The sequence below is a fragment of the Bradyrhizobium sp. 23 genome (assembly GCF_023073295.1).
In the GTDB taxonomy this organism is placed as follows: domain Bacteria; phylum Pseudomonadota; class Alphaproteobacteria; order Rhizobiales; family Xanthobacteraceae; genus Bradyrhizobium; species Bradyrhizobium canariense_D.
In genome coordinates, this window is sequence record NZ_JADPJF010000039.1 from 138,108 (window position 1) to 164,312 (window position 26,205).

A 26,205-nucleotide genomic window follows, 5' to 3' on the forward strand; every position below is an offset into this window, starting at 1 on the left:
GTGGACCTCTGTAGTCTGATCGATCGCAACGCGGCGTTCGCGCCAGACAAGACAGCCATTGCCTTCGAAGGCGAACGGTTGAGCTATGCAGCGTTCGCTGCGCGGATCGAACGGACCGCGGCGACATTGAAGCAGGAGCTTGGCGTAGGCCGGGGCGACCGCGTTGCCATCCTCAGTCTGAACCGGCCGGACTATCTGGTTCTGCTCTATGCCTGCGCGCGGCTCGGCGCGATGCTGGTGCCCCTGAACTGGCGTCTGGCTGTCGCCGAGCAGCTTTTCATCCTCAATGATGCCGGCGCCAAGGTCCTGGTGCTCGAGCAGGCCTTTGAGGGAATTCTTGCCGAGCTCGAGGGCACTGCAATTGTCGGGCTCGATTTCGAGCCGCCTCACGGCACGACGTTCGAAAACCTGTTGGCTCGAAGCCGGGGCACCGGCCGCAACCCGCACACCGATCTCTCCTGCCCGCTCCTCATTGTCTACACATCGGGAACGACCGGACGACCGAAAGGCGCGGTGCTGCGCCAGGAGGCGTTGTTGTGGAACGGCGTCATGAGCCAACACATGCACAACATGACGTCTGACGACCATGTGCTGACTCTGCTGCCATTCTTCCACGTCGGTGGCCTCAACATCCAGACCACGGCGGCGCTCCAGCTAGGCGCGATGGTCACGGTTCACGCACGCTTCACGCCGGACACCGCGCTTGCAGCCATCGAACGGGAGCGGCCGACCTTGACCGTGATGGTGCCGGCGATCATCCAGGCCGTGAGCGAGCATCCCGCCTGGACCACGACCGACCTTTCATCACTCAAAGCCGTCGCGACCGGCTCGACCATCGTGCCGCCGCATCTGATCGACCGTTTCGTCGCGCGTGGCGTCCCGGTGCTCCAGGTCTACGGCTCGACGGAAACATGCCCCATTGCAGTCTACACCCGGCTTGGTGGCGATCTCTCGCGCGCGGGATCGACCGGGCTTGCCGGCCTGTGCTGCGAAGCGAAAGTGATTGATCAGGCCGGCAACGAGGTGCCGGCGGGCGCACCGGGCGAGATCGCGGTGCGCGGCCCGAACGTGTTCTTCGAATATTGGGGCAATGCGGACGCCACGCGCGATGCGCTGCACGACGGCTGGTATCGTACCGGCGATATCGGCCTGTGCGACGCGGATGGCTATTTCTGGGTGCGCGACCGCAAGAAGAACATGATCATTTCCGGCGGCGAGAACATCTATCCGGCGGAGGTCGAACGCGTCCTGCTCGAACATCCCGATGTCAGCGAATGCGCCGTGATCGGCCGGCCCGATCCACGTTGGGACGAGGTGCCCATCGCCTATGTGATCCCGCGATCCGGCTGTCGGCTCGAAGCAGACGCGTTGAAAGTGCATCTTCAGGCCCAACTCGCCCGCTACAAGGTGCCGCGCGACATCGTTTTCGTCACGGACCTGCCGCGCACCGCGTTGGGCAAGGTCCAGCATTTTCTGCTGAAGCAGCTTGATGCGCAGTCGCGCGCGCAAGGAGAAGCATCTTGAAGATTGCGGTTCTGGGTGGGGGAAACGGCTCTTTCGCGGCCGCGGGCGATTTTGCGCTGTCGGGACATGAGGTCCGGCTCTGGCGCCGCGACGCAGATCAAGTCGCAGCACATCGCGCCGCCGGCTCGCGCATCCTGGTGAAGGATCATAACGGCCGTCACGACGTGAAATTGGCGCTGGTGACGACCGGCATCGCCGAGGCCGTCAACGGCGTAGAGCTGATCCTGTGCCCCGCCCCCGCCTTCGCGCAGACTGATATCGCGCGCCTGCTTGCTCCACATCTGCGGGATGGACAGGTCGTGTTTCTGCCGCCGGCCACGTTCGGCTCGATGATCTTCGCCCAGGCTGCGCGGGATGCCGGCAACCACGCCAAGGCGTGCTTTGCCGAAACCGGGACCTTGCCCTGGCTGACCCGCAAGCACGGACCATTCGAGGTGGCGATCACCATCCGCGCCAAGCGACTGCCGGTCGGCGTTTTCCCGCTCGATCAGGCGCCGCGCGCACTTGAGGTGATCGGACAGGCTTTCCCCGGCGCGGTCGAGCCGTGCGGAGATGCTCTCTCCGGTGCGCTCATGAACGCAGGCCCGATTATCCATCCGCCGCTGATCGTGATGAATGCTGGCCCGATCGAGCATTTCGAGAAGTGGGACATCCACAAGGAAGGAACGCAAGCCGCGATTCGCCGTGTCACCGACGCGCTCGATGCCGAACGGATGGCCGTGCGTGAGGCGCTCGGGTATGGCGCGCCGCATTTTCCGCTCACCCATCACTATGCCAAGGAAGGCGAGATCTGGATGTATGGCCGCGGCTCGCACGACCGGCTGACCGATTCCGGCGACTGGCGCGAGCAGATCGTGCTGACTGAGCACCGCTACATGAGAGAGGATTTGCGGCTTGGGCTATCGCTGCTGGTCTCTGTCGCCGGCCTCGCGGGCGTGGCTACGCCGCTGGCCAAGGGATTTCTGGCCATCGGTGGCGCAATCTGCGGTGAGGATTTTACGCAAGGCGGCCGAACCCTCGAGACGCTGGGCCTCGGCAATCTCGACAAGGCCGCTTTGCAGACGCTTCTTCGCAAGGGATTTTGACCGATGACCAACCGAGCCACAATCGCCTGTCTCGGGGCCGGCCGCATGGGCCGCGGCATCGCCGTCGCGTTTGCATATGCCGGGCATATGGTCACGATGATCGACATCAAGGCCCGTTCAGCCGAAGATTTCGCCAGGCTCGAGGCAGATGCGCTCGGCGAAGTCAGCAAGACCTTTGCCAACCTGGCGAAGCTGGGGCTACTGACCGAGGCGGATGTCGATCCGCTGATCGCGCGGGTCTCGGTGGTGCCCGCCAGCCAGAGCGATGCGGCACTGTCCGATGCGGGAATAGTCTTCGAAGGCGTCCCCGAGATCGTCGAGCTGAAGCGGGACGTGCTGGGGGCGGCCTCAAAACAAGTCGGCCCCGATACGATCATCGCATCGACGACGTCGACCATCCTCGTCGACGATCTCTCAGGCGCGATCGTGAATCCTCGCCGCTTCCTCAATGTGCACTGGCTCAATCCGGCCTATCTGATTCCGCTGGTCGAGGTTTCGCCAGGCAAGGCCACCGATCCAGGCATCATCGAGGAGGTCAAGGCGCTACTCGAAGGCATCGGCAAGGTGCCGGTGGTCTGCGCAGCGTCTCCCGGCTTCATCGTCCCGCGCATCCAGGCGCTGGCAATGAACGAGGCCGCGCGCATGGTCGAAGAAGGCGTCGCCAGCGCCGAGGAGATCGACAAGGCGATCCGCTACGGTTTCGGCTTCCGCTACGCCGTGCTTGGGCTGCTCGAATTCATCGATTGGGGTGGCGGCGACATTTTGTACTACGCCAGCCGCTATCTCGAGGGCGCACTCGGCAGCGACCGCTATCGCGCACCGGACGTCATTAGCCGCAACATGCACGAAGGCCGGATCGGCCTGCGCACGGGCGCAGGCTTTCTCGATTATTCCGGCATGGACGTCGACGCCTATCGAGCAAAACGGCTTCAGGCCATGGTCGACCTGCTCCGGCACTTTGACCTGGCTCGCCCGCCTGTGCTCGATCGGACCTAGCCGAAGACGTTCTGAAGCACCCCTTCACGCACCACCGCGACGCCATCGAGCTCGATCGTCGTCCCCATTATCGGCAGATCGAAATGACCCGCCGTGTAGCGGCCAGCGAATTCGTTGGCACCGGTCGAGAACAGAAAGTTGCCGGAGACAGCGCGAATTTCGGTGCCGTTGGTGTCGCGCTGGTCATACATCGACAGCGCCTCGTAGCGCGCACCCGGATTCATGCCGAACCCGACATGCGAGACCGCATAGGCTTCCCGATCGCCCCAGGCGGCAAGATAGGCACGCATCATTGCGGCATCAGTGCCCTCGCCTTCCAGCTCGACGACATAATCGTCCTTCAGTGTCATCTTCACCGGCGAGGTCAGGTAACGCTTGAAGGTCAGGTTGATGTCGCCGGGCGCCATCACCAGCGTGCCGTTGATCGTTCCGCTCTTGGGGAAGCTGACGACGATGCCCCCTGGCCAATGCGCCAGCGTACCCGGCTTGTCCGTCCAGCCCCAAACGCCGACCGTGGACGCGCCGACCATATCGACGTCGAGCGCCGTGCCGGCTTTTGACGTCACCCGCATCCGCTTGGTCCCGCGCAGCATCTTCGCCGCCGCGCGAACGCGCTTCTCGAGCGCGGAATCCGGCACCATCCGCTCCAGCGCTTCGGGATGCTCGTTGGAGATCACCAGGATGCGCGCGCCGGCTTTGAGGATCTCGGGTGTCTCCACCGCATGCATCAGGCCCTCGATGGTGCAATCCACCACAAAGCCGGCCTGTTGAAGCGCCGTGATGACCGGGCCGAGCCGCTGGATCGCCTCGCTCGCCCCTGTCGAGCGAACCGGAACGATATTCCGGTTACGCGGGGTCGGCATGACCACGTGAAACGGTCGCGCGCCCAGGCGCAGCAGCGCGAGCTCCGCCAGGTGAACATTCAACGCACGTGACTGGGTTTCCGAGAGGATCGCCGCGGTATCGCCGGCCTTGACGGCGCATCGCTCAAAAATCTCGCAAAATGCGTCGATCCATTTTGCCTCAATGCGATCAGCCAGCATGGCCTACTCCCGTCTTTCTGTTTCTTCTTCGTCAGTTCATGCTTCGGGGAAACCCCGCAGCAGATACGCGCGCACTGCCCCCAGCAGACCATTGAGGATCAGGCCCAACAGCGAGATCGTGATCAGCGGCACGAACATGTCGACGGCCTGAAAGGTCCGGGCCGCCGTGACGAGCACATGTCCGAGCCCGTCGCTCGACGTGATCATCTCCGCCAGAAACACCACGATGCAGGAAATGACAAGGCCGATCCGGCAACCGGTCAGGATCGACGGCATCGCGGCCGGCAGCACCACTTTGAACAGGATCTGATAGCGCGGCGTTCCCGCCGCCATGGCCGACCAGATCAGCTTCTGCTCCACCGTTGAAGCGCCGTAATAAGTAGACAACAAAATGGGAAAGAGTGCATCCGCCGCGACCAGGGTGATCTTCGATCCATGACCGAAGCCGAGCAGCAGCAGCAATGCTGGATACAGCGCGACCTTGGGCAACGGCGCGAGCACGCGCACGATCGGCCGGACCACGGCGTTGATAGCCGGACTGGCGGCGGCCGCGATGCCGAAGCTGACACCGAGCACGACCGCAATCGCGAAGCCGGCAAACAACCGGATCAGGGTCGCCGCGATCTCCTGCTGAAACGACCATGTCACGAGTTGCTGCAGCAACCTGCCGAAGACATATCCCGGCGGCGGCAGCAACACCGCAGGCGCAAAGCCAAATGACACAAGGCCCTGCCACAGCGCGATCACCAGCACAATCGGCGCGAGCCCAAGGATGATGCTGGTGGAGCGAAGCTGCGGCATCATGAGAAGCTCAGCGGCATATCGAACTGCGGTTCAGACCAGCGCACCAGCCTTGCGCGGACCCGCTCGAAGATTGCATCCAGGCAGATTCCCATCGCGCCGACGATGATGATCATCGCAAAGACGGTGTCGTATTGGCCCATGTCGAGTGCATTGAACAGGATGTTGCCGGCGCCGGACTGACGCGCGATCATCTCGCTGGTGATCATCGTGATCAGCGCCAGCACGAGTCCGGTGCGGCAACCGGTCAGAATTTCCGGCAGCGCCGCCGGCAGTACGATCCGGACCAGCCGTTGCGCAGGCGAAAGCCCCATCGCCGCGCCCGACCATAGCATCTTCTCTTCCACCGCCTTGGCGCCCTCGAAGCTGTGATAGATCACGGGCAGGCTGACGCCGAGGAAGATCACCAGCGTCTTCGTGATGTCACCAACGCCGAGCCACAGCATGATGATCGGCATCAAGGCGGCCTTCGGCACCGGATAGATCACCATCAGGAGCGGATTGAAGAAGGCCGCGACGGCCCGGCTGCGGCCCATCAACAGGCCGAGCGGGATCGAAACCGATACCGCTATGCCAAACCCGACCGCCATGCGGCGGAGCGAGGCCAGGATGTTGATCAGCGCTTCCTTGTCTCCGAGGATGTCCGGGATTGCGCGGATTGCCTCGATCGCCGTCGGAAAGCTGTCGTTCTTTAGCGCGAGTGATGCAACCTGCCATGCCGCAAGAAGCCCGATGCAGGCAAACACCGGGGCGGTACGCTTGGCCAGGGCCGTCAGCGATGTCATGACGCTGATCCCGTATCTTCGACCTCGTCGAACATCCGCTCGATGTCGACAACGTATTTCTGGTAGCGAGTGTCGAGCAGCAGCTCGCTGCGGCGGCGCGGCCGCGGCAGATCGATGTCGATGACCTCGCGGATGCGGCCGGGGGATTTCGACATCATCACGACCTTGTCCGACAGGAAAACCGCTTCGTCCACCGAATGGGTGACGAACAGCACCGTCTTGCGATCACGCTCCCAGATACTCAACAGATCGTTCTGCAGGCGCGTTCGCGTGTGAGCATCGAGCGCGCCGAAAGGCTCGTCCATCAACAGAACCTCAGGATGGTAAGCCAGCGTTCGAGCCAGTGCCACGCGCTGCTTCATGCCGCCGGACAGCTCCTTGGGATAGAAATTCTCGTAGCCCTTGAGCCCGACCATTTCGATAAGAGCTCGGCTCTGCGCTTCCGCCTCGGTGGTGGGCACGCCCTGCTGGCGAGGGCCATACATCACATTGCCCAGCACGGTCTTCCACGGAAACAACGCGAACTCCTGGAATACCGGACCGCGATCCGGCCCTGGTCCCGTGATTATCCGTCCCCTGATCTTTGCAGAGCCGCTGGTTGGGCTGACGAAGCCGCCGACAACGTAGAGCAATGTCGACTTGCCGCAGCCGGACGGACCAAGGATCGAGACGAAGGCTCCCTCCTCGATCGCCAGAGAGATGTCCGATAGCGCCACATGATCCTTGCGCGCCGAGGTCTGAAATACCTGGGAGACGCTCTCGATCTCGATGATTGCAGAAGCCGGTTTTTGCGGCGTCACCGGTCTCACCCATTCGCTCGATCTCGAAGGCACTACCTTCATCCCGTCTCACTTCGTTCGCGAACCCTGCGCAACAGGCTTGCTGAACATCCGCCAGCGACACGAGCTTAGCAAGAAACTTGCCAGACCAGTGGCTGTTTCCGGCAGGTTCGCCGCGTCATCCGAACCAGGGCCATTCTGCGGGCCCCTCATGTGTGACGGCCCCGCCCGGTGCCTGGCCAACCAATCGGGCATATTTCGCTAGCGCGCCTGCACGGTGACGAGGCGGACGCGGCTTCCAATCGTGTCGGCGAGCAGTGAGTTCCTGCTCGTCGACCAGCATATCCATCCGCCGGTTCGCGGCATCGATCCGGATCCTGTCGCCATCGCGTACCAGCGCCAGCGGACCGCCGATGAAGGCCTCGGGAGACACATAGCCCACGCACATTCCGCGGGTGGCGCCGGAGAACCGTCCATCCGTGATCAGGGCCACCTTCTCGCCCATGCCCTGGCCATAGATCAGCGCGGTGACGCCGAGCATTTCGCGCATGCCGGGGCCGCCGACCGGTCCCTCGTTGCGGATCACGAGCACATCGCCCGCCTTGTAGCTGCGTTCGCGAACCGCTGCGACACAAGCCTCTTCGTCTTCGAAGATGCGCGCCACACCTTCAAACAATTGGCTCTTCAGCCCCGCGACCTTGATCACCGCGCCATCAGGGCAGAGGTTTCCCTTCAGCACTGCCACACCGCCATCTGGCATGATCGGCGCGCGAGCCGCGTAAACGACCTCTCCGTCAGGAGCGTTGGAGGCGCTATATTCTTCGGCAAGCGTACGGCCCGTGATCGACAGGCAACTGCCATCAATATGCCCGCTCTGGATCAGCTCCCGGATCACCACGGCAGCGCCGCCGACGTCGTAGACATCCTTCGCCGTATATTTGCCTCCAGGCCGCAGGTTTCCGATCAGCGGCGTCCTGGCAAAAACCTCGCCGACATCGTCGATCGTGAATGCGATCCCGGCCTCGTTCGCGATCGCCGGCAGATGCAGCGCAGCATTGGTCGAACCGCCCGTGGCAGCCACGATCGCCGCACCGTTTTCCAGGGATTTCCGCGTCACGACGTCGCGCGGCAACGGCCCACCGCGCTCCAGCATCTCCATGATGAGGCGGCCGGCCCGCCTGGATATCTGCGCGCGCTCGGCATAGACACCCGGCACCATCGACACATTGGGAATGGTGAGGCCCATCGCCTCCGACACCATCCCCATGGTGTTGGCAGTGAATTGGCCGGCGCACGCGCCGATGGTCGGCAGGCAGGCGCGCTCGATCCGCTCGAGCGTGGCGCCGTCGATCTCTCCGGTCATGAAGCTGCCGACAGCCTCGTAGGAGTCGAGCACGGTGAGGGTTCGCCCGTCTATGCGGCCCGGCAGCGCGCTGCCGCCATAGATAAAAATGGACGGGACGTTGCACCGGACCATGCCCATCATCACGCCGGGAAGCGTCTTGTCGCATCCGCCGTATCCGATCAGCGCATCGTAGGCGAGACCATGGACGACGGCTTCGATCGAGTCGGCAATCAGCTCCCGCGAAAAAAGGGAGAACTTCATCCCTTCGTGATTCATGCTGATACCGTCGGAAACCGACACGGTCGAAAACTCGCGCGGCGTGCCGCCGGCCTCTTCGATACCGGTCTTGGCCGCTGCGACCTGAAAGTCGTGCGTCATGTTGCAGGGCGTCTGCTCGCCCTTCATGCTGACGACGCCGACCATCGGCTTGGCAATCGCAGCGTCGTCGAGCCCCATGGCGCGCATGAACGCGCGGTGCGGAGCCCGGTCGAGGCCATCCGTCGTGATCCGAGATCGGAGCTTCTTCATACGTGCATCTTCTTCATGCAACGTCCCGGATCATCCTGGACGCGGCGACGTTCTCGCTCGGTTCATTCGCCCGATCGCCTATTGCAGCGGAGCGACAATCGTCGAATGCTTGAATTGCGCGACATCCAATTTTGGCAGCATCCCTGTCTCCGCGTAGATGTCCAGCATCTTCTGGATCGCGGGGAAATTCGGTGCCGCGCCCGGATCGCGGCCGAAATCGTTGTCCTTAAGCAGATAGGTCTCGAGAACCGGAATAGGTGCTTTCAGGACTTCGTTGACGACCTTCAACGTCTCTTCGCGGTTCGCCAGCGCTTTCTTCATGCCAGAGGTAATGTCACGCACGTAAGCCTTCACCAGTTCCGGGTTCTTGTCGACGAAATCGGCACGGCAGGCTTCCAGAATGTGCACGATGTTCGGCATCGCCTGCGACAGCGAGAACAGTTTGCGCGTGCCGCCCTTTGCCTCCGCGCGCGCGGCAAATGGCTGGTTCATGTTGACCGCATCGACGCGGCCCTGCCGCAACGCATCTTCGGAGACGGCAAAGCCGACCTCGACCAGCTTGATGTCCTTGGCCGGATCGATGCCATTCTGCTTCAGCAACAGATTGAACGGGCCTTGGGTGCCACCGCCGATCACGGAGATTCCGACCGTCTTGCCTTTGAGATCGGCGATCGTCTTGATCGGGGAGTCGTCCATGACAGCCCAGTAGACCGAGAAACCACCGGCCTTCTCGAAGACATGCTGCGCCACGATGTAGGCCTTGAGGTTGCCGCCAACCACGCCGTTGGCGAGCGACAGCGGCGCCTGGGTCGCGCAATCCAGCGCGCCGGCCGCCAAGGCCTGCGTCATCGGAGCGGTGCCCTGAAACTGGGTCCATTCGATGTTGTAGGCCTTGCCGATGTTGGGAAACTCAGCCGGGCGGCGCATCATCCAGTATTTGGATTCTTCGGCCGGAATCGTCCAGCCGACGCGAATTGTCTGCTGTGCCCATGACGAGCCTGCGCTCGCGCTCACGGCCGCTGCCGCCCCCAAAGCCAGGATCCACTTCGAAACGGTTCGCATCGTGCCCACTCCGCTGCCCAGGCGCCGACCGGCGCCATCCAACCCGACCGTGGCAAATGTTTCATGGTTCAAACAATCAAGCAAGCCATGCAGGCCCTGCGGTTTCGTCGTGGGATACGCCATGTATGGTAGTGCAGCGACCGCGCGGCGTCGCGGAGCAACAGATGGAGGCAACCTTTGGCTGAAGCGAGCAAGACAAACCCGCAGGGCGTCGAGCGGCTCGGCTATCTCGGCCTTGGGCTGATGGGGACACCGATGAGCCGGCGCCTGCTCAAGGCCGGCCATCAGGTCACTGTCTGGAACCGTTCCGAAGGGAAGACGGCCGCGCTCGTCGAGGCGGGTGCCAGGCGCGCAGCCACCCCCCGCGACTTGATGGAGAGCTCCGACATCGTCTTCATGTGCGTGACGGATGCGGCTGCCGTGGAAGAGGTGATCTTCGGGCCCGAGAGCATCTCAACTGCGCCCGGCGCGGGCAAGCTCGTGGTCGACTTCTCGTCGATCCATCCTGACGCCGCACGAGACCTTGCAACGCGATTGTTAGCTGCGAACGGCGCGGGCTGGATCGATGCGCCGGTGTCCGGTGGTACCAAGGGGGCCGAGGAAGGCACGCTTGCCATCATGGCCGGCGGAAAAGCAGGCGATATCGAGCGGGTCCGCCCCTACGTGCTCGCCATGGCACGCAGGTTCACCCACATGGGCCCGACCGGCGCCGGCCAGACCACAAAGCTATGCAACCAGGTGATCGTCGGATGCGCGATTGCCGTTCTTGCGGAGGCAACACGCCTTGCCGTGAACGCCGGAATCGATGCCAACCGGTTACCCGAAGCCCTCGCCGGCGGCTTCGCGGACTCCATTCCGTTGCAGCTGTTTGTGCCGCGGATGGTCCAGGGCATACACTCACCGCCGCTTGGTCATATCGCTACGATGCTCAAGGACCTCGATACCGTCGTCGACGTCGCGCAGTCGACGTCGACGCCGGTGCCCATGGCCTCGCTCGCAGGACAACTTTTCAGGCTCGCCAAGGCCGCGCGAGGCGCGGATGCGGATGCGCTCGAAATCTACAAGCTTTCGGCCGGGAGCGCTGAACCGTCGAGCGCGAAGTGAAGCACGCTGGCTGTGACTGCTTGTGCTAGCCGTCGGCGAGAAATCGGCCGAACGCGCCGCGCGCGAAGAGCAGCGGCTCCTTCGCATTGTAAGTATAGGCCTCGACCGCACCGAGAAAGATCACGTGGTCGCCGCCGTAATAGCGATTGACCGAGCGGCATTGAAAATTGGCGACGCTCTCGGCGAGCACCGGCGCGTTGCCGAGGCCCGGCGTCCAGCCGACACCGGTGAACTTGTCATCAGACGATTTAGCGAATTTGCTCGCAAGCGCCTGTTGCGAAACGCCAAGAACGTTGACCGTGAAATGACTGGCGTTCTGGAAGGTGGTTAGACTAGAGGAATAGACGACCAGACTCCAAAGAACCAGCGGGGGATTCAGCGAGACCGAGGCGAACGAATTGCACGTCAGGCCATAGGGCTTGCCATCAGGAGCCGCAGCCGTGATGATCGTCACCCCCGTGGCGTAGGTGCCGAGCGCGCTGCGAAAATCACGGGGATCGATCGGCGAGCTGTCGCTCGCGAGTTCGTTGGCCGGATCGGGAACGGCCGGCTGCTTCGGCAGATCATTCATCGGCCGGCCTCACAGCGTGAGATTCTCGGACGGCAGCCCCAGCGCCACGCGTCCATAATTGGTCCCGGCCGCATCGAAATTGAACGCGAGATGCGAGTTGATCGCGTGCGCATCGCGGAACTGCCGCTGCAACGCGCCCGTCGTGAACAGGCCCCGTGCTCCGCTCGCGGCAAACAGCATCGACACCGCATCCGTGCAGAAGTTTACTGAAAAAGCGCCGTCGCGCCGATATCGGGTCTTGGTCGCCATATCGGGGATATGACCCCGCCTTGCATCCTCCATGGCATTCAGACAGGCCGAGCGCATGATCAAGCGTGCAGCATCGATCTTCGCCGAGGCCTCGGCGATCTTGATCTGGGTGCTTTGAAAGTCGCTCAGGCGGGCGTGGTTGTAGGTAGAAATGCGATGACGGACGACCTCCGCATAATCGTCGAGACACGCCTGCGCGTTCCCCAGCGCGACGCCGGAGAGGACGTAGGGAAACAGCGAGAACACGGGGAGCTCATACAGCGGGTTGGGATTGAGCTTGCTTCCCGGAGTCGGACCGCCGTCAAGATCGCCGACCGCGACCGTCATGTCGTCGGGCACGAAAGCGTCCCTGACCTCCACGTCGCAGGACCCGGTCCCGCGCAGCCCCGCGACATTCCAGGTGTCGAGGACCTTGTAGTCGGCTTTCGGCAGCAGAAATATCCGATACTCGATGCCGTCTGCCTCATCGTCGGAGTAGACGACGCTTGCAAGCATGTTCCACGCGCAGGAGGCAACGCCCGAGGAGAACGGCCAGCTGCCGTGGAGCCGGTATCCGCCCTCAACTCGCGTGGCACGTCCGGCCGGAAAAATGAACGAGGACGCGATCAGCGTGTCCGGATCACGACTCCAGACCAGATCCTGCGCCGTCGGTTCGAACATGCCGAGCATCCAATGATGGCTCGCCAGATTGGCCAGATTCCAGGCCACCGAGGCGTCTGCTTGTCCGAGCAGGTCCGCGCAATCGATCAAGGCGACATAATCGAGCTCGGCGCCGCCAATGCGCCTAGGCTGAAGCATCCGGAACAGGCCGGCGTCGTGCAGATCCTTCTCCGTTTCCGGCGGCAGATGCCGCAACTCCTCTGTCCGGGCCGCTCGCTCGCGCAGCCGTGGGACGAGCGCCCGGGCCTTCGCGATCATTGCCGCATGGGCAGGTTCATCGGATTGCGCCGCTGCGGGCCGGCCCACGCTCCGCTCTTGACCAGGCGCCATTCGTATCCCTCGCTTTCATGCATTTATGCGGCGAGACCCTTGCCAAATCAAGCCGGGGCAGCGCTGTCTGAGTATGGCCGTCCTGAACAGGCGCGGGAAGGATGCGATACAGCGAAGGTGGCGGCATTGCCAAGCGATGGTCCGCCAGCCGCGCGAGGCCTGGCCTGTAGGATCGCCCTTCAGGCTCAGCCCGACGTCGAGGGTTTGCCCGACCCGAAAACGCCCTTTTGGGTGAACTGCGATATCCGACGCTCGTCGTAACCGAGCGTATCACGCAAGACCTGCTCCGTGTGCTCGCCCAGCAACGGAGCAGCCACAGGATCAACCGGGCCGGTCAAGCTCATGGCAATCGGCGGCTCGATGTTCGGGACCCACCCCGCCGTACGATGCGGAATCCGGTTCAAGCGATGGCGCTCTCGCGCCTCCGGTGCATTGAACCCCTCCTCGACCGTTCGGAGATAGCCGACCGGAATATTGGCCAGCTTCATCTTGGTCATCCAGTTCTCGAGAGTATCGCTCGCAAAGACCTCCGCGATGGCTGCTCGCAAAAGCTCCTTGTGCTCGGAGCGGGCTTTGCGCGTTGCAAACTGCGGATCGGTGATGAGATCGGGCCTGTTCAGCACTTCAACCACCAGCCGGCGATAGAGCCGGTCGTTCGCGCAGGCCATGTAAAGCGGTCCATCGGAGGCCTCGTACACGCCGACGGTAGGTGAGCCACTCGGCGAATTACCAAACCGACCGGGATTTTCGCCGTTGATCAGATAGGCCATGCCATAGAAACCGGTCATGCCCATCGCGACGTCGAACAGGGCGACCTCGACATGCTGGCCGCGACCGAGCCGATCCCGCGCCAACAGCGCCATCAGGATGGCGTTGCAGGCAGACATCCCCGTCGCCATGTCCACGATGGGCGGTCCGGTGCGAACCGCCGGGCCATCGGCAAATCCGTTGAGCGACATGAAGCCGCTTTCCGCCTGCGTGATCGGATCAAAGCCGGGACGCGATGCAAACGGCCCGGTGCGCCCGTAGGCGGAGATCGAGCAATAGACCAGCCGCGGATTGAGCGGCGCAACAGTTTCATAGTCCAGGCCAAATTTCTTCATGACTCCGCTGGAGAAGTTCTCGACGACCACGTCGGCCTGGCGAATCAAATCCAGCGCGATCTCACGAGCCTCCGGCACGGTAAGGTCGAGCGTGATGCCACGCTTGTTGCGATTGAGGCTCAGATAGGCAGCACTCTCTCCACCGATCTCGGCGTGTTCATACGCACGCGTGTCATCGCCTCCGTCTGGATTCTCGATCTTGATGACGTGCGCGCCGAAATCAGCAAGCGTCTGCGTACAGGCCGGGCCGGCAACCACACGCGTGAAATCGACGACCAGCAGACCATCGAGCGCGGTAGGCGCGCCCGTCGCCCGCGACGAACGTTCCGGCAATTGAGGCTTGGTGGGCATCGACGGCGCTCCCTTACATCGGCTTATCGTTGCCGAATTTTCCGCAGGAGCAAACTTAAAGCCCGGCACCGCGGACTTCGCAAGTCCTTCGCCCGCATCGCTTCAATACGCAAACAGGGCCGGCAGCTGTCAAGCTGCCGGGCCTTGAACGTTCCGTGTTTCGCTTCATCTCGCGCGAACCATTTTTGCGTTGCGTGAATCGCGTTCCGCACCACGGGAAACTTGGCTCCTCGTTCAGCGAAGCCACTTTCGCCAGTACCGTATGCGGCCAAGCCCAGGGCACATGGGGTTCGAAGAGCCGATAGCCCGCCCGGATGAATTATTGGCAGACACCGGATTGTCCGTCGTATCCGGGACGATGCTGTCCCGTCCAGTACGCCGTGCCCTTGCCTCGATCACCCGCATCAGCCTGCACTGGAGGTCACGTCCCCGGTGCCGCTGCAACACACCGACTCTGGAGAAATAACCGCCATTTCGAATGTGCGTTGACGGCACGATACCGGCGAAGGCTACTGGCTCAGCGCCGTGATAGGCAAGCCACCACGCCCCTAACTTGAATTGTGGCAAGGGAGCCGCATTGAAGTACGTCAACCGGTGAAGGTCAACCAATGTATCGGCGATGTCGCCATCGGATGCATCGACGATGCGAATTCTGTGCATGAGACGGTCCGTTGGGTAAGGACGACGTGAGTGGAATGCAGCAATGTCGTCGCGGCTGAGGCTCACTTGCCGAGCACGACCTTGACGCTTAGCCCAACCACACCCATCAGACCGGTGGCGATCACCGTAATCACGGCCTTGAGCGTGTAGCTCTGCGCCTGCTCGACGCTCGTTCGCCATCGGCGCAGATGCTGAAAATCCGCCCTTAGCTCCTTTCGATCGTCATTATCAATTCCGAAAGACGCCAGCACCGATGCCACCGTCCGCAATACGATGGCATCAAAGTTCGCCTGCTGAAGCCTATGTTGCTCAGCCAGCATCTCGGCAACCATCGCCCTGACTTCATCATCTGTCATCTTCACCGCTTGATGATCCTTTCAAAGTTCTCGAAGCCGCGCGTAGCGAAGTAGGAGACAACCAGATTGGCTCCGGAGACCGCAGCGGCGCGAGCACTGGCCCAGCGCCGTGGGCCGGCACGTTCGCGCGTACGCGGCCAGCAATGGTACGGCCGGCGGCGCACCAGGTTCGACGAGTGCGTGGCCGCAACGCGCCGCGGCCGTCCGATCTCGATCGAGACGAAAAAACCCGCGGCGGAAGCTTTCCGCGCGGGTGAACCAAACTCGTTTCGATGATGCCATTCTGCCAGTGTTTTCGCAGACGTGTCAAACGAACGAATTCGCTTAAGCCGCGTTAGGCGATCAGGAGGGCCGGCAGATGACACTCAAGACGACCTCACAAAACACGTCGCCAAATCTTCCTGGACGAAAGCCGCGCAGCGACAAGGAGCGGGACACGCAGGAAGCCGTCGTTGAGGACGCCGGCGACATGGAGGACAAGGACTGCGATCTCGTGAATGGCGAGGGCGGCCCCATCGACCTTCCCACCAAGCCCGGCGATTTGTCGAAGGACGATTAGGCCGCTCCGCAGACGGGGCGCATCTCGCCGGAACTTACGCCACGGCGGCCGCGTTTATTCCTTCAGAAGGAACGTTGTGCGATGAGCCATACCGTACTGGTTGTTGACGACGATCCCAGCGTGCTCGACGTCATCGTTGACATGCTGGAAGATCTCGGCTGCGAAGTCATCAGCGCCCGGAGCGGCCACGATGCGCTCGACCGGCTCAAGCAGAACCAGGATATCTCCATCCTCATTACCGACATCAACATGCCTGGCATGGACGGTCATGAACTGGCCGAGCGGGCCAGGCGAGACCGCCCGGAACTGAAGATCCTGCAATTGTCCGGGCGTGAACCCCGGCGCGACGGCCTTCCCATGATCAGAAAGCCGTTTTCGTTCGAGGAACTCGCCAGCACCATGCAGCGGACCACCGGCATCTGCTGAAGGTCGCAAGCCCAGAAAACGCAAAACAAAACCCGCAGCGGATCGCGTCCGCGCGGGTTGAACCAAACTCTTTTTCGATGATGGCATTATGCCGGTGTTTTGCCCGACGTGTCAACGCGGCGAACGCGGACAAAGGATTCTCTCTCCCCACTCAGATATGTGGTGTGCAACGGGCTTGCTTCAAGCCCCCGACCCTGCCGTAGAACCCTCGACCCGAGCACCATTCAACACCAAGGGTCATCACATGCCTGTACTGCTTCCGACGTCCCGGAAGCGCGGCCACGCCAAAGGGGCTGGCGCCCGCCACGCGCAAGACCAAGTGAAAGACCACGCGGTGGTGATCGCCGGCGCTGGCCCGACCGGCTTGATGCTGGCCGCGGAGCTCGCGCTCGCGCGTGTCGACGTCGCCGTGGTCGAACGGCGCGCCGACCAGGAGCTAACAGGCACGCGCGCCGGCGGCTTGCACGCGCGCAGCATCGAGATCCTCGACCAGCGCGGCGTCGCGGATCGCTTCCTGCGCGAAGGACAGATCACCCAGCTCGCTGGCTTCGCCTGGACCAGGCTCGACATCAGCGACCTCCCCACCCGCCACGCTTACGGGCTCGCCCTGCGGCAGAGCCACATCGAGCGCATCCTGGCTGACTGGGTCAGCGAGCTCGCGGTGCCGATCTATCGCAACCGCGAGGTGACGGGTTTTGCGCAGGACGAGACCGGCATCGACGTGACGCTCTCCGGCGGCGAGACCTTGCGCGCAAACTATCTGGTCGGCTGTGACGGCGGCCGCAGCCTGGTGCGCAAGGCCGCCGGCATCGACTTCATCGGCACAGGTCCGACGCTGAGCAACCTCATGGCCGAAGTCGAGATGCGAGTGGAGCCGGAATGGGGCCTGCGCCACGACGCGCTCGGCTTTCACGGCCTCAGCAAGACCGCGAGTGGGCGCGTGCTGGTGGTCGTGACCGAAGCGACGCTCGATCGCACGGGCGCGCCCGGCCCCCGCGATCTCAGCGAAGCCCTCGTCGCCGTATACGGCACCGACTTCGGGCTCCAAAACCCGTCCTGGATCTCCCGCTTCACCGATGCGGCACGGCAGGCCGCGTCCTATCGCAGCGGACGCGTGCTGCTCGCCGGCGATGCCGCGCATATCCATCACTCCGTCGGCGGACAAGGCCTCAACACCGGCGTGCAGGACGCCGTCAATCTCGGCTGGAAGCTCGCGCAAGTGGTCAAGGGCCTATCGCCCGAAACCCTGCTCGACACCTACCATGCCGAGCGCCATCCCGTCGGCGCGCGGACCTTGCGCAACACCATGGCGCAAATCGCCTTGCTCCGCCGCGGCGAGGACGGCCTCAAGGCCGCGCGTGAGGTCGTCTCCGAACTGCTCGGCATGGACGAGCCGCGTAAGCGTTTTGGCGCGATGATGAGCGGGCTCGACGTGCACTATGATCTCGGCAAAGGACACGCACTGCTCGGGCGCCGCATCCCCGATCTCGATTTGACAGTCGAAGGGCGTCCGCTGCGACTATTCACGCTGCTGCACGACGCGCGGGGCTTGCTGTTCAATTTTGGCGAGAAGAATAGCTTCGATACCGCACCATGGGCTGATCGCATCAAAACAGTGGATGTCGAACACGACGGCGCCTGGGAGCTTCCGAACATCGGACAAGTCGCAGTACCAAGCGCCGTGCTGGTGCGGCCGGACGGGCACGTGGCCTGGGTGAGAGATCAAAGTCATCACGGACTTGCGGACGCGCTGACGAGGTGGTTCGGGGCGCCTGCGGCGTAACGAGAAGCAGTGCACCCGCCGCCGAAACAAACAGCCCGCGGTTCGCCGCAGGCTGTTGAGTATCAGGTTTTTGCAACCCGACTCAAGATTCGGATGTTGCGCCGCTCGTCGGCTTCCGGTGCGGCTGCGTTTCCGGGCAAGCCAAATTCCAGAGCCGGCCTTTCCGATTCATATGCTAGCCCATCGGCGATCCATTGTGGCCATCCGGTGCCCCTACCTGCTTCAACGCGATTTAGACGCCCTTTCGCTTCCGTGCTCATGCCTCTTCATCTTGGCCCCTGCGAGGTTTTTGTCCCGCGAATTGACGGCCTTGAATTTTGACCCGTCGATGGCGATGCCCGCCGCACTGAACAGCTCAAGCTTTCGGCACAACGCTACGAACTCGCGACAGACCTCACGAATGGCCTTGCCATTGTCCTTGCGGAACTTAAAGATCGTCTTGAAATCCGGCGCCAGCTGGCCAGTCAACCAGATCATCTCGATATTGCGCTGGCATTCCCGCTCCAAGCGTCAGCTCGACGGAACCTAATTAAGATAGCCGTAGATGTAAGCTTGAGCATCGTACCCGGGTGATGGCTGGGTCGGCCCATGGCTGGACGCCGATGAACCCGAGCTTGCCGAGATCTAGACTCTCGACGAACACGTCGACCGCCGCACTGGATTATCCACGGTCACATAGTCATCGAGCGATGCCGGAAACAGCATGCTTTGCTCGCGATCTGCCCTTTTAACAAAGCGCTTCATTGAGCAGACATACGCGGTAGCTCGCCGATGGCCCCTGAGATCACGCGAACGGCCTTGCGACCGGCGCGGCCTTTAATCCATACGAGGAGGCGCAACTAATGCTCACCGGCGACCAAGCAGTCAACGCATCTTCCACGGGCGCATTCGGCGACCAGAGGACCATGAAGGCGGCCCAATGCGAACTCGCGTCCCTGCGGCCGGCCACTTTAAACGATCATCAGTTCCACTAAGGCTTTGCTAACCAAACAATCCATTCTGAGAGAAATTGCCCATGGCAGAACCGCTCCTTATGAAACTGGAAGGATTGCTCGTCTAGGTTGATCACAAAAATGAAGTCGCAGCGCCTTCAAAGACCTCAACAGCAAAAGCGATCGCGTGAAAAACGACACTATCGGCACGTCGGCCGATCCCGGCCTCTGCATCAGGCCTAACGAGACGTTGCCCACGAACTCGGCGTGCCGCTTTGCTTCTCGACGGCGAAGTTGATAGTTCGCAGGGCTGACGAGTCCGAGATTGTCATCTATCGGAACGCCGCACTCCAGGCTCAGACCGAAGACTTGGTCCTAGCATATCTGGTCAATTTAGACCGAGCATGGTTCGTGATTTCATGAAATCCAGCAGTGGCTTATATTTTTCTCGCCTCGATCACATAAGAGCTCTGGCGGCCTACCTCGTTTTCGTGTGGCACTTCACCCATTTAACTACTCAATTTCCGGTGCCGTTCTCGACCGTGCCGCCGTTCCCTTTCGCGCTGGTGGAAGAGGGCCACGTTGGCGTTGGGCTCTTCATGACACTGAGTGGCTACCTATTCGCCAAGCTGGTCAACGGGCAAGCGATCAACTATCCCGCGTTTCTTTGGAGTCGAGCAGTAAGATTAGTACCTCTGCTCGCCGGGTCTTTGGTCGCTTGGTATATTCTTAGCAAGCTTCACGTTGGGTCTCCAATTTACTTTAATCAGATCTGGCGCGGAGTCCTGTTGCCGACATTGCCGAACGGAGCGTGGTCAATCACGGTCGAATTTCACTTCTACCTGCTGTTCCCGTACCTACTTGCGCTGAGCAACCGCTTTGGGCCTTGTGCCCTACTCATCGGCATCTGTCTAAGCCTCTGCCTGCGTGCGCTCCTCTGGGTAAAATACGGAGAGGTCCAGCTCGTGGCGTATTGGACCATTGTCGGGGCGATCGACCAATTTCTTATGGGCATGTTCTTCGCAACGGCTGGACTTGGCGTAAAGGCACGTCGCATCTTGGCTTTCACGTGTGGGCTGCTGTTCCTGGTCTTCTGGCAAATATTCGATGCCAAGGGCGGCTTCTTCAACCTCGATGGGGCCTATCCGTCTCCCTCAGCATTGTGGATAATAATACCGTCGGCGCAGGCCGTCGCCTTTGGCAGTTTCGTGGCGTGGTACGACAACTCAGGAATAAGCGTTCCTCCAAAGGTTGATCTCTGCCTTCGCAAGGTCGGAGAGTGGTCATATTCGATTTATCTCCTGCATTTTTTCCTGCGCGAAGTCTCGATACCCCTCATCGAAGACCGTGCCGGCCAAGACGCCAATTTTTGGTGGGCACTCCCAGCTGCGAGCGTGCTTTTCGCGGCATTCGCACCGTTGGCGGGGCTGTCATTCGAGTTCTTCGAGAAACCGCTTCTACGACTGCGGAAGGCCTACATCGTGCGATCTAAAACGGGTTCGGCGGCGCCGCATACGCATTGAAATCCTGTCCGCTACCTCAGGGGCAGCTATGTCTGAGGTCTGCTATGGGTCCGCCCTTAACGGACTCCAGCCGGCGGCGGTGGCCTGCCTCCGCCTCATTGAGCCTGGGAGATCGTGCGTTTCCTGGGCCAGCCGATCAAAGCGGGCGGCACACCAAATCCAATGATGACCAGGATTATCGCCCAGTTTCGCGGGATGTAGCCTTCGAAGACAAGTATTCGAGCCACGACCACTAAAAAAGCCCGGCACCAGCTGCAGTCCACTGCGCAGGCGTCAGATCGAGTCCTTTGTTGATCGGCAACCTCACGGCTATTTTCTTTCCGAGGGCGGTCCCGGTGAGATCCTCGACTGACGTTGCAGACTAGTGGTTCCTGGCGCTTTCGTCGACCCGATGGCCGCGGTGCGGGCCTATCTCGAGGCGGAAAGGTCTCCTGAGTTCACAAACGAAGTGCAACACTTCCATCTGGAGGTGTTGCCATGGGGCGGACTTACAAACAGCTCTCCTTGACGATCGATGCGAGATTGCCCGCCTTTCGGCCAATGGCAGCTCGGTCTTCGGCGAAGTCGATTGACACGGCCCCGTCGGCGCCCAGTCCCACAGATCCGTCGCGCGGATCGCGAAGCCCGATCGTGGCCGCCGGCCTCGACGAGGCGGCCTTCTCCGGACATTCGATGCGCGCCGGTTTCATCACGTCGTCGTTGGATAATCGCGTCGATCCGCTGCTGGTCAGAAGTAAGTCCGGCCCAAGAAACTCAAAACGCTGGTGATCTACGACCGCCGCGACAACGAGCTCGAAGATCATTTCGGCGGTGACTTCCTCTAATCCCACGAGAGGCAACCATGAACGCGAAGACGAACGCCAAGCCTCCGGAGATGCGGGCCGATCAGGCGCCGCCGGCAGACGCAAGCGAGGCTGTGACCGAGCTGGGCGGCGTCGAACTCAACGACCGCAAGCGCCCGCGCATAGGCGAGATCAGGGCGGCCGAGGCCGCGTTCCTCGATCTGATCGCCTTTCTCGCGCCCAATGGCAACCCGATCCGCGAGCTCGACCTTTCCAAGACCAAGGTCGAAGAAGCCGCCATGTGGGCGTCAAGGGTGTGGTCGCGCAGTAAAGGGTTCGCACCCGTCTGTTCTGGAGGCATCATGTCAAACCTCTATCGATCTGGTATCTCCGCTTCGGCGAGCTTCCTTCGCCAGCATTCCACTCCTTTCAGGGCAGTCGCTGCTACCCACTCTCAGGGGAAGAGCACTGCAAGAACGCCGTCGACGAAGGCCTGACACTCAGCGTGCGTTTTGAAGGCGCCCTTGTACTTGCCGAACAGGAAAACCGTTCGGCCGTGTCCCTTTCCGAAGAAGTATTGGCCCACGTGCTGGCCGCTACCATCCTTGAGTTCAATGGTTAGGAGGCTCTGGGCTGATTTGAGGTCCGTTTCGGGTAGCTTAATCTGCACGGTATGTGTCCCCAGGATTAAGCTGCCCCGACAGTTTAGTATGGCCTGCACTGACTATGCATCAGACCGGCCGACTTGCAGGCATCCTTCATGTCTTGATCGCATACGACGTCAGCCTCGCTATGAGCCATACGAAAGATATGCGCTTTGCCGACTGCAGCCTCAGCTTGGAGCCAAGCATGGTCAAGTAGACCTTCTTTCCAAATTTGAGGGAGCGAGGATCGTCCTCAGTTCGGATGGTCAAACGCGATTGCGCTTCATCAAGTGCATCAAGGACGCGAACAACATCGCAGAGCCAATAGTCCGGGCCATCGTAGCTACCATGCGGCACTCGCACCGTGCACTGCACAAACACAAAGGCCTCCGGATCAAGCCACTCCAATACTGCTTTTGCCCGACCCGAAATGAGCCACCAGCCGTAGTAAGGCTCCAGGTCAATTGGCGAGCTGCCAGCCGATTTATCAAACACGAACCGCGCAGGCGCGGTAGAAGCCGGCAGACGGAATACCCTGTACGGAGGAAGGATACTTTCGTCCTCGAGCCAATACCCCCTTTGCCTCCCACGCTGTAGTAGGGACCCATTTCGTAAAAGCTGTGGTTTCGCGCTCTGGGTCGTTTCGCAATAGAAACTGCCCTATCCGCGCCCATGACTACGTCCCATTGAACATCATGCCCATCGGGGCACGACGAAGAACGGCCATCAACTGCCAACAAAAAAGCCCGCGGCAACCCCCGCGGGCTCGATCCAAATTCATCTCGATCATGCCATTCTGCCAGTGTTTTGCCCGACGTGTCAAATGACGTATCCTGAATGGGACGCGCGCAACTCTCTCCGCGTATCGTTACAGTCAATTATGCCGAACCATCGGTACAGAAAAGAACGGGCAAGCCTTCGAATCGATCGGAGGCCTGATAACGAGCCGAGAAGCGCTCGCGCGAGTCGCGACCAAACGTATCGCCGTCTTTGACCACAAGCCCGTGCTCAACCAGATAGACGGCAAGACCGTCCACCTTATTGACCAGCGTGGGAAGTGTCAGCTTGTGGGTCTCGAACTCGATTTCACGCTCAGCGAATGCTGACAGCCCCATCGTTACCGCTCCGATGCCTGTCTTTGATCGGAACGGCAATATGTCCACCCACAGTGAGGAAGGATAGTCTGGATACGGCGCAAACGATCGGCTGGACATGTCCAACCATAGATCGGCGGATCGTGCGACCTTGCCATTCCATACAACAGCGCAACATTCCGGCACCGTCGCAATCAATGCGCCGATAACGGCAGTCGTGAGACGAGCGGCGGGCAACGGACGCTGATTTTGGCCAAGCACAGAGACGATCAGATGCCCTCGATGTCGCGCCGCGGCCGCCTTGGCCTGCGGCCATGTCGTGGAAGCGCGCGACCACAAGCCGAGATCGTCAGGAATGGGCGCCGGCATCGACATGACGGCAACAAGCTCGTTGCCACAGCGAATGAGCGACGAGTTTGCCTGAGCCTGTTGCGCGTCTCCATGCTCTGCAACCTCAGTTGCCAGTTCAGGATGTCGGGCGCGGAGGGCCTTCGCAAGCGCCGCCATGTCCGGCGTTGCCGGCGTGTCCAAAAGGACCAAAGCGAGCAGTGAATTGCTCATCGGCTACCCCGCACAAATTTTGGGAGCGAGATCAGATACACTGCTCTTCGCCCCGAGGTGAATTTTTGCCTTGCTAGAACAAACGCGAACACTGTCAACTCATCCTCTCGCCCGCATCGGGTGGCGAGCCACACGCACGTTGTTCTGAAATCTTCTCGCGCGTGACGATGACATCGGCTTTGCTGCACTGAGCTGGGCAGCGCTCGAGCCGGCGCAGAGACCACACATTCCACGCTGATCATCCGGCGCGTCCCTTCCCGCCCGAGCTGAGCTCGCCTCTGTCCAAAAGTGAACATTGCCTCAAGTTGAGTAACCCGCTCAAACCACTGAACCTGCTCTCGCAATTTAATCCACCGACATATCATATGATATGTCTTCTTCTCAGACGACGGCTGTAAGCTTTATCCATTGGCATCTGCCGGTGATGAGAACGCCCAACAGCGCTCCCGCCCCACGCGAACGAGGGAGACGTGCATGCAGAAGCGACGACGATTCAAGCAGACCACGACACTCGACGAACGGCTCGCCGCGGAGGCCGCGCGGCTGCGCGAGGAGGCGCGCACGCTCGCGCCGGGGCGCCGCCGCGAGATGCTGCTGCGCCAGGCGCGGCAGGACGAGACCGCCATGCATATTGCCGCCTGGCTGCAATCGCCGGGGCTGAGGCCGCCGACATGACCCAGCAATATCGCGCTTACCTGGTCGGCGACAACGGCGTGTTCCGCTCCGCCGAAGCGTTCGAGGCCGCGTCGGATGCGATCGCCCTCACCTTCGCGCAGCAGTTCACGCGGCACGGCAAGGTCGAGGTCTGGCAGCTCGGCCGCAAGATCGCCGTGCTCGAGCCCGAGTCATCCCCGCCGGGCGTTCTCACGCGTCAATGATCGCGTGATACCGCAGGCGTCCTGAAGGTCTCGATCGCAAACGAGAACTTGACCTGCATCACGGGACCCCTGGCATCGCGAACGTCGATCGCCATCGTCTGCCTGCCGCCCGCGGCAGGCGCGGAGAGGATGGCATCGCGCGCCATGTCCGCGACCGACTTGGCGGCCTCCGCCTGAACGGCGCGCCAGCTGGCCAGCTCCAAGCCTTCCTCGTCGAGCGCTACACCGGTGTCGTCGCGCAGGTCGAAATAATATCGGGGCATTGCAGCATCCTTTGCCCTAATAGGTCCGAAGCGGACAAAGGGTTTCTGGAGCCGCAAAAAAATCTATGGGGGATCAATGGGTTCCGGGAACTTCCCGGTTCCCTCCTGCCGCGTTCGTGCCTCTTCAGGAAGCCGGAAGCGACACGGGCGAAACGACATTCGGCCCCCTCACTCCTCCGCAAGCTTCCCGACGATTTAGGCATCCACCGTTTCCGCGAACGAGCGCTGCACGCCGACCGCAGTGCCATGCTGGTCGAGCGCGTCGCGCTGGAGCACGCGCAGGCCACGGCCGCGCATGCACACCGGCGCGGTGTTCAGATATTGATCGATGGCGCCTGTCGCGAGCGGGATGGCCTTCGGGTCGCCCCTTGCGATCAGAAGCCGCAAGAGGCTCTGGCATTCGGCCAAGCCTGGCATGGGATCAGCGCCTCACGCCTGCCGCGATTTCGCCGGCCGCTTGACCGGCTGGGTGTGGGTGCCGAACAGAGCCAGCAAAAACGCGACTTCTTCCTTCGAACCAACCTGGATCATGATGATCTCCTTTTCGCTAGGTTGGTCGGACGCAGCCGGCGGGGCGTTCGAGACAATCGGCTTTCAGAACTGTTTCAGGCGTGTTTCATCGGGGCGCGCGATGTCCACGCTCGCCTGAAATAGGAACAGCTTTCGGGATCAAAAAGTTATTCGCGCGTCGGTCCGGATGCACGACCGGCGCCCCCACGGCCTCAGCTCGCCCCCCGGGCTGGGGCCGTTTCTTTTCGACGCCTTAGTTTCGGCTTTGGCTTTGGCTTTGGCTTTGGCTTTGGTCTCGCCCGGGCGTCTCCCAGAACAGCTTGTTGCACTGGGAGCACCGAAAGATGGCCATCGCGCCGTCCGGTGAACTCACCGCGTCGATGAATGTCATGGGTTTGTTGCACGCAGCACAAATTGGCCGCTGCCTGGTGTCTTGATCCGCCATGCGCGCAAACGCGGGAACGGCGGAAGAGGTTTCTATCGTTCTGGACGTTCAGGGTGCCAGATCTTCGGAACTTGCTGCTGAAGCAGTGAGATCGATGCCGCGATCTGCTCCCGCGAACGGCGCAGCAATTGTCGTGTCGTTTGGGTTGCATCGAGCTGGTGCATTTTCTGCCGGTCGAGATCCGTCTCGAAGTCCTCGCGGGTGAGCATGACAAGCTCCCGTGTTGCTGCCCATCCGCAGAGTACGTCGAGAGACGATTGAGGACCGTTCATAAGTGAACACACGACGGGATGCCCGCCTTCGACCCAGCCGGTCTTCAGGGTCCGCGCTTCTGCGTGACCAGGCGAAGCGCGATGCCGTGCTGCCAGGCGCGCACCCTCACCGCGGCTTCGCTGCGACCAAGTTCGCCGGCGATCTCGTCCGGCCGCGAGCCGGCTTCGGCCAACGCCTTCAGCCGCTCGTGCTCTTCCGCT

27 protein-coding genes and 2 pseudogenes are annotated in these 26,205 nt (G+C 61.7%); 11 read left to right on the forward strand and 18 right to left on the reverse strand.

Going from position 1 to position 26,205, the window contains the following annotated elements:
* The 3 genes from IVB32_RS09250 to IVB32_RS09260 are packed head-to-tail and all read left to right on the forward strand — an operon-like array spanning window position 1 to window position 3,605.
* Complete coding sequence (locus tag IVB32_RS09250) at window positions 1-1,524, forward strand: long-chain-fatty-acid--CoA ligase (RefSeq protein ID WP_247361465.1); 1,524 nt, start codon at window positions 1-3, stop codon at window positions 1,522-1,524.
* Window positions 1,521-2,609, forward strand: coding sequence for an NAD/NADP-dependent octopine/nopaline dehydrogenase family protein (locus tag IVB32_RS09255; protein WP_247361463.1), 1,089 nt, complete (start codon window positions 1,521-1,523; stop codon window positions 2,607-2,609). Before IVB32_RS09250 ends, IVB32_RS09255 begins: the two co-directional genes overlap by 4 nt.
* Window positions 2,610-2,612: 3 nt before the next feature.
* A complete protein-coding gene (locus IVB32_RS09260; RefSeq protein WP_247361462.1) occupies window positions 2,613-3,605 on the forward strand; it encodes a 3-hydroxybutyryl-CoA dehydrogenase in 993 nt (330 codons plus the stop codon).
* Here IVB32_RS09260 and IVB32_RS09265 read toward each other — a convergent pair.
* From IVB32_RS09265 to IVB32_RS09290, 6 genes are all read right to left on the reverse strand, one after another.
* Window positions 3,602-4,648 (reverse strand): peptidase M29, encoded by a 1,047-nt coding sequence (locus tag IVB32_RS09265; protein ID WP_247361459.1) that lies wholly within the window; start codon window positions 4,646-4,648, stop codon window positions 3,602-3,604. The two genes, IVB32_RS09260 and IVB32_RS09265, sit on opposite strands and share 4 nt — an antisense overlap.
* A 36-nt stretch (window positions 4,649-4,684) precedes the next feature.
* Window positions 4,685-5,452, reverse strand: coding sequence for an ABC transporter permease subunit (locus IVB32_RS09270; protein WP_247361456.1), 768 nt, complete (start codon window positions 5,450-5,452; stop codon window positions 4,685-4,687).
* Entirely contained in the window at window positions 5,449-6,234 is a 786-nt protein-coding gene (locus tag IVB32_RS09275) for an ABC transporter permease (protein ID WP_247361454.1), read from the reverse strand. Before IVB32_RS09275 ends, IVB32_RS09270 begins: the two co-directional genes overlap by 4 nt.
* Entirely contained in the window at window positions 6,231-7,076 is an 846-nt protein-coding gene (locus tag IVB32_RS09280; RefSeq protein WP_247361452.1) for an ABC transporter ATP-binding protein, read from the reverse strand. Before IVB32_RS09280 ends, IVB32_RS09275 begins: the two co-directional genes overlap by 4 nt.
* Window positions 7,077-7,191: 115 nt before the next feature.
* Complete coding sequence (gene ilvD, locus IVB32_RS09285; RefSeq protein ID WP_247361450.1) at window positions 7,192-8,886, reverse strand: dihydroxy-acid dehydratase; 1,695 nt, start codon at window positions 8,884-8,886, stop codon at window positions 7,192-7,194.
* Window positions 8,887-8,964: 78 nt separating this feature from the next.
* Window positions 8,965-9,948, reverse strand: coding sequence for an ABC transporter substrate-binding protein (locus tag IVB32_RS09290; RefSeq protein WP_027566680.1), 984 nt, complete (start codon window positions 9,946-9,948; stop codon window positions 8,965-8,967).
* 177 nt (window positions 9,949-10,125) lie between these two features.
* On the opposite strand from IVB32_RS09290, the gene IVB32_RS09295 reads away from it, so the two are divergent.
* Window positions 10,126-11,052, forward strand: a complete 927-nt coding sequence (locus tag IVB32_RS09295; RefSeq protein ID WP_247361448.1) for an NAD(P)-dependent oxidoreductase — start codon at window positions 10,126-10,128, stop codon at window positions 11,050-11,052.
* Window positions 11,053-11,077: 25 nt separating this feature from the next.
* Here IVB32_RS09295 and IVB32_RS09300 read toward each other — a convergent pair whose 3' ends face one another.
* The 5 genes and pseudogenes from IVB32_RS09300 to IVB32_RS09320 all read right to left on the reverse strand — a co-directional run bounded on the left by IVB32_RS09300 (window position 11,078) and on the right by IVB32_RS09320 (window position 15,338).
* On the reverse strand, window positions 11,078-11,623 hold the full coding sequence (locus IVB32_RS09300) for a flavin reductase family protein (protein ID WP_247361445.1): 546 nt from the start codon (window positions 11,621-11,623) through the stop codon (window positions 11,078-11,080).
* A gap of 9 nt (window positions 11,624-11,632) precedes the next feature.
* Window positions 11,633-12,862 carry an acyl-CoA dehydrogenase family protein gene (locus tag IVB32_RS09305; protein WP_247361443.1) on the reverse strand — a complete coding sequence of 410 codons (1,230 nt, stop codon included), beginning with the start codon at window positions 12,860-12,862 and terminating at the stop codon, window positions 11,633-11,635.
* 185 nt (window positions 12,863-13,047) lie between these two features.
* The gene (locus IVB32_RS09310) at window positions 13,048-14,316 is read right to left on the reverse strand and encodes a CoA transferase (protein ID WP_247361441.1); all 1,269 of its coding nucleotides are present in this window, start codon (window positions 14,314-14,316) and stop codon (window positions 13,048-13,050) included.
* Window positions 14,317-14,550: 234 nt separating this feature from the next.
* Window positions 14,551-14,976 (reverse strand): annotated as a pseudogene (locus tag IVB32_RS09315) (GNAT family N-acetyltransferase).
* Window positions 14,977-15,038: 62 nt separating this feature from the next.
* Complete coding sequence (locus IVB32_RS09320; RefSeq protein WP_085384722.1) at window positions 15,039-15,338, reverse strand: hypothetical protein; 300 nt, start codon at window positions 15,336-15,338, stop codon at window positions 15,039-15,041.
* A gap of 352 nt (window positions 15,339-15,690) precedes the next feature.
* Between IVB32_RS09320 and IVB32_RS09325 the strand changes: the two genes are divergently transcribed.
* The 3 genes from IVB32_RS09325 to IVB32_RS09335 all read left to right on the forward strand — a co-directional run bounded on the left by IVB32_RS09325 (window position 15,691) and on the right by IVB32_RS09335 (window position 18,100).
* Window positions 15,691-15,891 carry a hypothetical protein gene (locus IVB32_RS09325; RefSeq protein ID WP_247361438.1) on the forward strand — a complete coding sequence of 67 codons (201 nt, stop codon included), beginning with the start codon at window positions 15,691-15,693 and terminating at the stop codon, window positions 15,889-15,891.
* An 81-nt stretch (window positions 15,892-15,972) separates the two neighbouring features.
* A complete protein-coding gene (locus tag IVB32_RS09330; RefSeq protein ID WP_085384639.1) occupies window positions 15,973-16,317 on the forward strand; it encodes a response regulator in 345 nt (114 codons plus the stop codon).
* Between the two features lie 244 nt (window positions 16,318-16,561).
* Window positions 16,562-18,100: an FAD-dependent monooxygenase gene (locus IVB32_RS09335; RefSeq protein WP_247369599.1), complete on the forward strand. Its 1,539-nt coding sequence runs from the start codon at window positions 16,562-16,564 to the stop codon at window positions 18,098-18,100.
* Between the two features lie 261 nt (window positions 18,101-18,361).
* Here IVB32_RS09335 and IVB32_RS09340 read toward each other — a convergent pair.
* Window positions 18,362-18,844 (reverse strand): annotated as a pseudogene (locus IVB32_RS09340) (transposase); the annotation flags it as partial.
* Window positions 18,845-19,436: 592 nt separating this feature from the next.
* On the opposite strand from IVB32_RS09340, the gene IVB32_RS09345 reads away from it, so the two are divergent.
* Window positions 19,437-20,555: an acyltransferase gene (locus IVB32_RS09345; RefSeq protein ID WP_247361434.1), complete on the forward strand. Its 1,119-nt coding sequence runs from the start codon at window positions 19,437-19,439 to the stop codon at window positions 20,553-20,555.
* 488 nt (window positions 20,556-21,043) lie between these two features.
* Here the strand turns inward: IVB32_RS09345 and IVB32_RS09350 are convergent, their stop codons facing one another.
* The gene (locus IVB32_RS09350) at window positions 21,044-21,358 is read right to left on the reverse strand and encodes a hypothetical protein (protein WP_247361431.1); all 315 of its coding nucleotides are present in this window, start codon (window positions 21,356-21,358) and stop codon (window positions 21,044-21,046) included.
* Window positions 21,359-21,396: 38 nt separating this feature from the next.
* Here IVB32_RS09350 and IVB32_RS09355 point away from each other — a divergent pair, with 38 nt between their 5' ends.
* Window positions 21,397-21,834: a hypothetical protein gene (locus IVB32_RS09355; protein WP_247361429.1), complete on the forward strand. Its 438-nt coding sequence runs from the start codon at window positions 21,397-21,399 to the stop codon at window positions 21,832-21,834.
* A 261-nt stretch (window positions 21,835-22,095) separates the two neighbouring features.
* On the opposite strand, the gene IVB32_RS09360 is transcribed toward IVB32_RS09355, so the two are convergent.
* Both IVB32_RS09360 and IVB32_RS09365 read right to left on the reverse strand, forming a co-directional pair.
* Complete coding sequence (locus tag IVB32_RS09360; RefSeq protein ID WP_346731097.1) at window positions 22,096-22,476, reverse strand: DUF1629 domain-containing protein; 381 nt, start codon at window positions 22,474-22,476, stop codon at window positions 22,096-22,098.
* A 383-nt stretch (window positions 22,477-22,859) separates the two neighbouring features.
* A complete protein-coding gene (locus tag IVB32_RS09365) occupies window positions 22,860-23,636 on the reverse strand; it encodes a DUF4261 domain-containing protein (RefSeq protein WP_247361426.1) in 777 nt (258 codons plus the stop codon).
* Window positions 23,637-24,110: 474 nt separating this feature from the next.
* Between IVB32_RS09365 and IVB32_RS09370 the strand changes: the two genes are divergently transcribed.
* Window positions 24,111-24,311, forward strand: coding sequence for a hypothetical protein (locus IVB32_RS09370; RefSeq protein WP_018454858.1), 201 nt, complete (start codon window positions 24,111-24,113; stop codon window positions 24,309-24,311).
* Window positions 24,308-24,514, forward strand: a complete 207-nt coding sequence (locus tag IVB32_RS09375; protein ID WP_085361080.1) for a hypothetical protein — start codon at window positions 24,308-24,310, stop codon at window positions 24,512-24,514. Before IVB32_RS09370 ends, IVB32_RS09375 begins: the two co-directional genes overlap by 4 nt.
* Here the strand turns inward: IVB32_RS09375 and IVB32_RS09380 are convergent.
* The 3 genes from IVB32_RS09380 to IVB32_RS09390 all read right to left on the reverse strand — a co-directional run bounded on the left by IVB32_RS09380 (window position 24,508) and on the right by IVB32_RS09390 (window position 25,941).
* Complete coding sequence (locus tag IVB32_RS09380; protein ID WP_247410232.1) at window positions 24,508-24,777, reverse strand: hypothetical protein; 270 nt, start codon at window positions 24,775-24,777, stop codon at window positions 24,508-24,510. The genes IVB32_RS09375 and IVB32_RS09380 overlap by 7 nt on opposite strands.
* 195 nt (window positions 24,778-24,972) lie before the next feature.
* Window positions 24,973-25,194: a hypothetical protein gene (locus IVB32_RS09385; RefSeq protein ID WP_247410233.1), complete on the reverse strand. Its 222-nt coding sequence runs from the start codon at window positions 25,192-25,194 to the stop codon at window positions 24,973-24,975.
* Between the two features lie 570 nt (window positions 25,195-25,764).
* A complete protein-coding gene (locus tag IVB32_RS09390) occupies window positions 25,765-25,941 on the reverse strand; it encodes a hypothetical protein (protein WP_247410234.1) in 177 nt (58 codons plus the stop codon).
* Window positions 25,942-26,205 lie beyond the last annotated feature (264 nt).

Bases quoted from the DNA above. Each gene is read 5' to 3' on its own strand.
- IVB32_RS09275 (WP_247361454.1), bottom strand. From the start codon at position 6,234: ATGACATCGCTGACGGCCCTGGCCAAGCGTACCGCCCCGGTGTTTGCC.
- IVB32_RS09380 (WP_247410232.1), bottom strand. From the start codon at position 24,777: ATGCCCCGATATTATTTCGACCTGCGCGACGACACCGGTGTAGCGCTC.
- IVB32_RS09350 (WP_247361431.1), bottom strand. From the start codon at position 21,358: ATGATCTTCGAGCTCGTTGTCGCGGCGGTCGTAGATCACCAGCGTTTT.
- ilvD (WP_247361450.1), bottom strand. From the start codon at position 8,886: ATGAAGAAGCTCCGATCTCGGATCACGACGGATGGCCTCGACCGGGCT.
- IVB32_RS09305 (WP_247361443.1), bottom strand. From the start codon at position 12,862: ATGGCGCCTGGTCAAGAGCGGAGCGTGGGCCGGCCCGCAGCGGCGCAA.
- IVB32_RS09265 (WP_247361459.1), bottom strand. From the start codon at position 4,648: ATGCTGGCTGATCGCATTGAGGCAAAATGGATCGACGCATTTTGCGAG.
- IVB32_RS09325 (WP_247361438.1), top strand. From the start codon at position 15,691: ATGACACTCAAGACGACCTCACAAAACACGTCGCCAAATCTTCCTGGA.
- IVB32_RS09355 (WP_247361429.1), top strand. From the start codon at position 21,397: ATGAACGCGAAGACGAACGCCAAGCCTCCGGAGATGCGGGCCGATCAG.
- IVB32_RS09345 (WP_247361434.1), top strand. From the start codon at position 19,437: ATGGTTCGTGATTTCATGAAATCCAGCAGTGGCTTATATTTTTCTCGC.
- IVB32_RS09330 (WP_085384639.1), top strand. From the start codon at position 15,973: ATGAGCCATACCGTACTGGTTGTTGACGACGATCCCAGCGTGCTCGAC.
- IVB32_RS09310 (WP_247361441.1), bottom strand. From the start codon at position 14,316: ATGCCCACCAAGCCTCAATTGCCGGAACGTTCGTCGCGGGCGACGGGC.
- IVB32_RS09260 (WP_247361462.1), top strand. From the start codon at position 2,613: ATGACCAACCGAGCCACAATCGCCTGTCTCGGGGCCGGCCGCATGGGC.
- IVB32_RS09300 (WP_247361445.1), bottom strand. From the start codon at position 11,623: ATGAATGATCTGCCGAAGCAGCCGGCCGTTCCCGATCCGGCCAACGAA.
- IVB32_RS09375 (WP_085361080.1), top strand. From the start codon at position 24,308: ATGACCCAGCAATATCGCGCTTACCTGGTCGGCGACAACGGCGTGTTC.
- IVB32_RS09390 (WP_247410234.1), bottom strand. From the start codon at position 25,941: ATGCTCACCCGCGAGGACTTCGAGACGGATCTCGACCGGCAGAAAATG.
- IVB32_RS09270 (WP_247361456.1), bottom strand. From the start codon at position 5,452: ATGATGCCGCAGCTTCGCTCCACCAGCATCATCCTTGGGCTCGCGCCG.
- IVB32_RS09335 (WP_247369599.1), top strand. From the start codon at position 16,562: ATGCCTGTACTGCTTCCGACGTCCCGGAAGCGCGGCCACGCCAAAGGG.
- IVB32_RS09280 (WP_247361452.1), bottom strand. From the start codon at position 7,076: ATGAAGGTAGTGCCTTCGAGATCGAGCGAATGGGTGAGACCGGTGACG.
- IVB32_RS09290 (WP_027566680.1), bottom strand. From the start codon at position 9,948: ATGCGAACCGTTTCGAAGTGGATCCTGGCTTTGGGGGCGGCAGCGGCC.
- IVB32_RS09365 (WP_247361426.1), bottom strand. From the start codon at position 23,636: ATGAGCAATTCACTGCTCGCTTTGGTCCTTTTGGACACGCCGGCAACG.
- IVB32_RS09385 (WP_247410233.1), bottom strand. From the start codon at position 25,194: ATGCCAGGCTTGGCCGAATGCCAGAGCCTCTTGCGGCTTCTGATCGCA.
- IVB32_RS09370 (WP_018454858.1), top strand. From the start codon at position 24,111: ATGCAGAAGCGACGACGATTCAAGCAGACCACGACACTCGACGAACGG.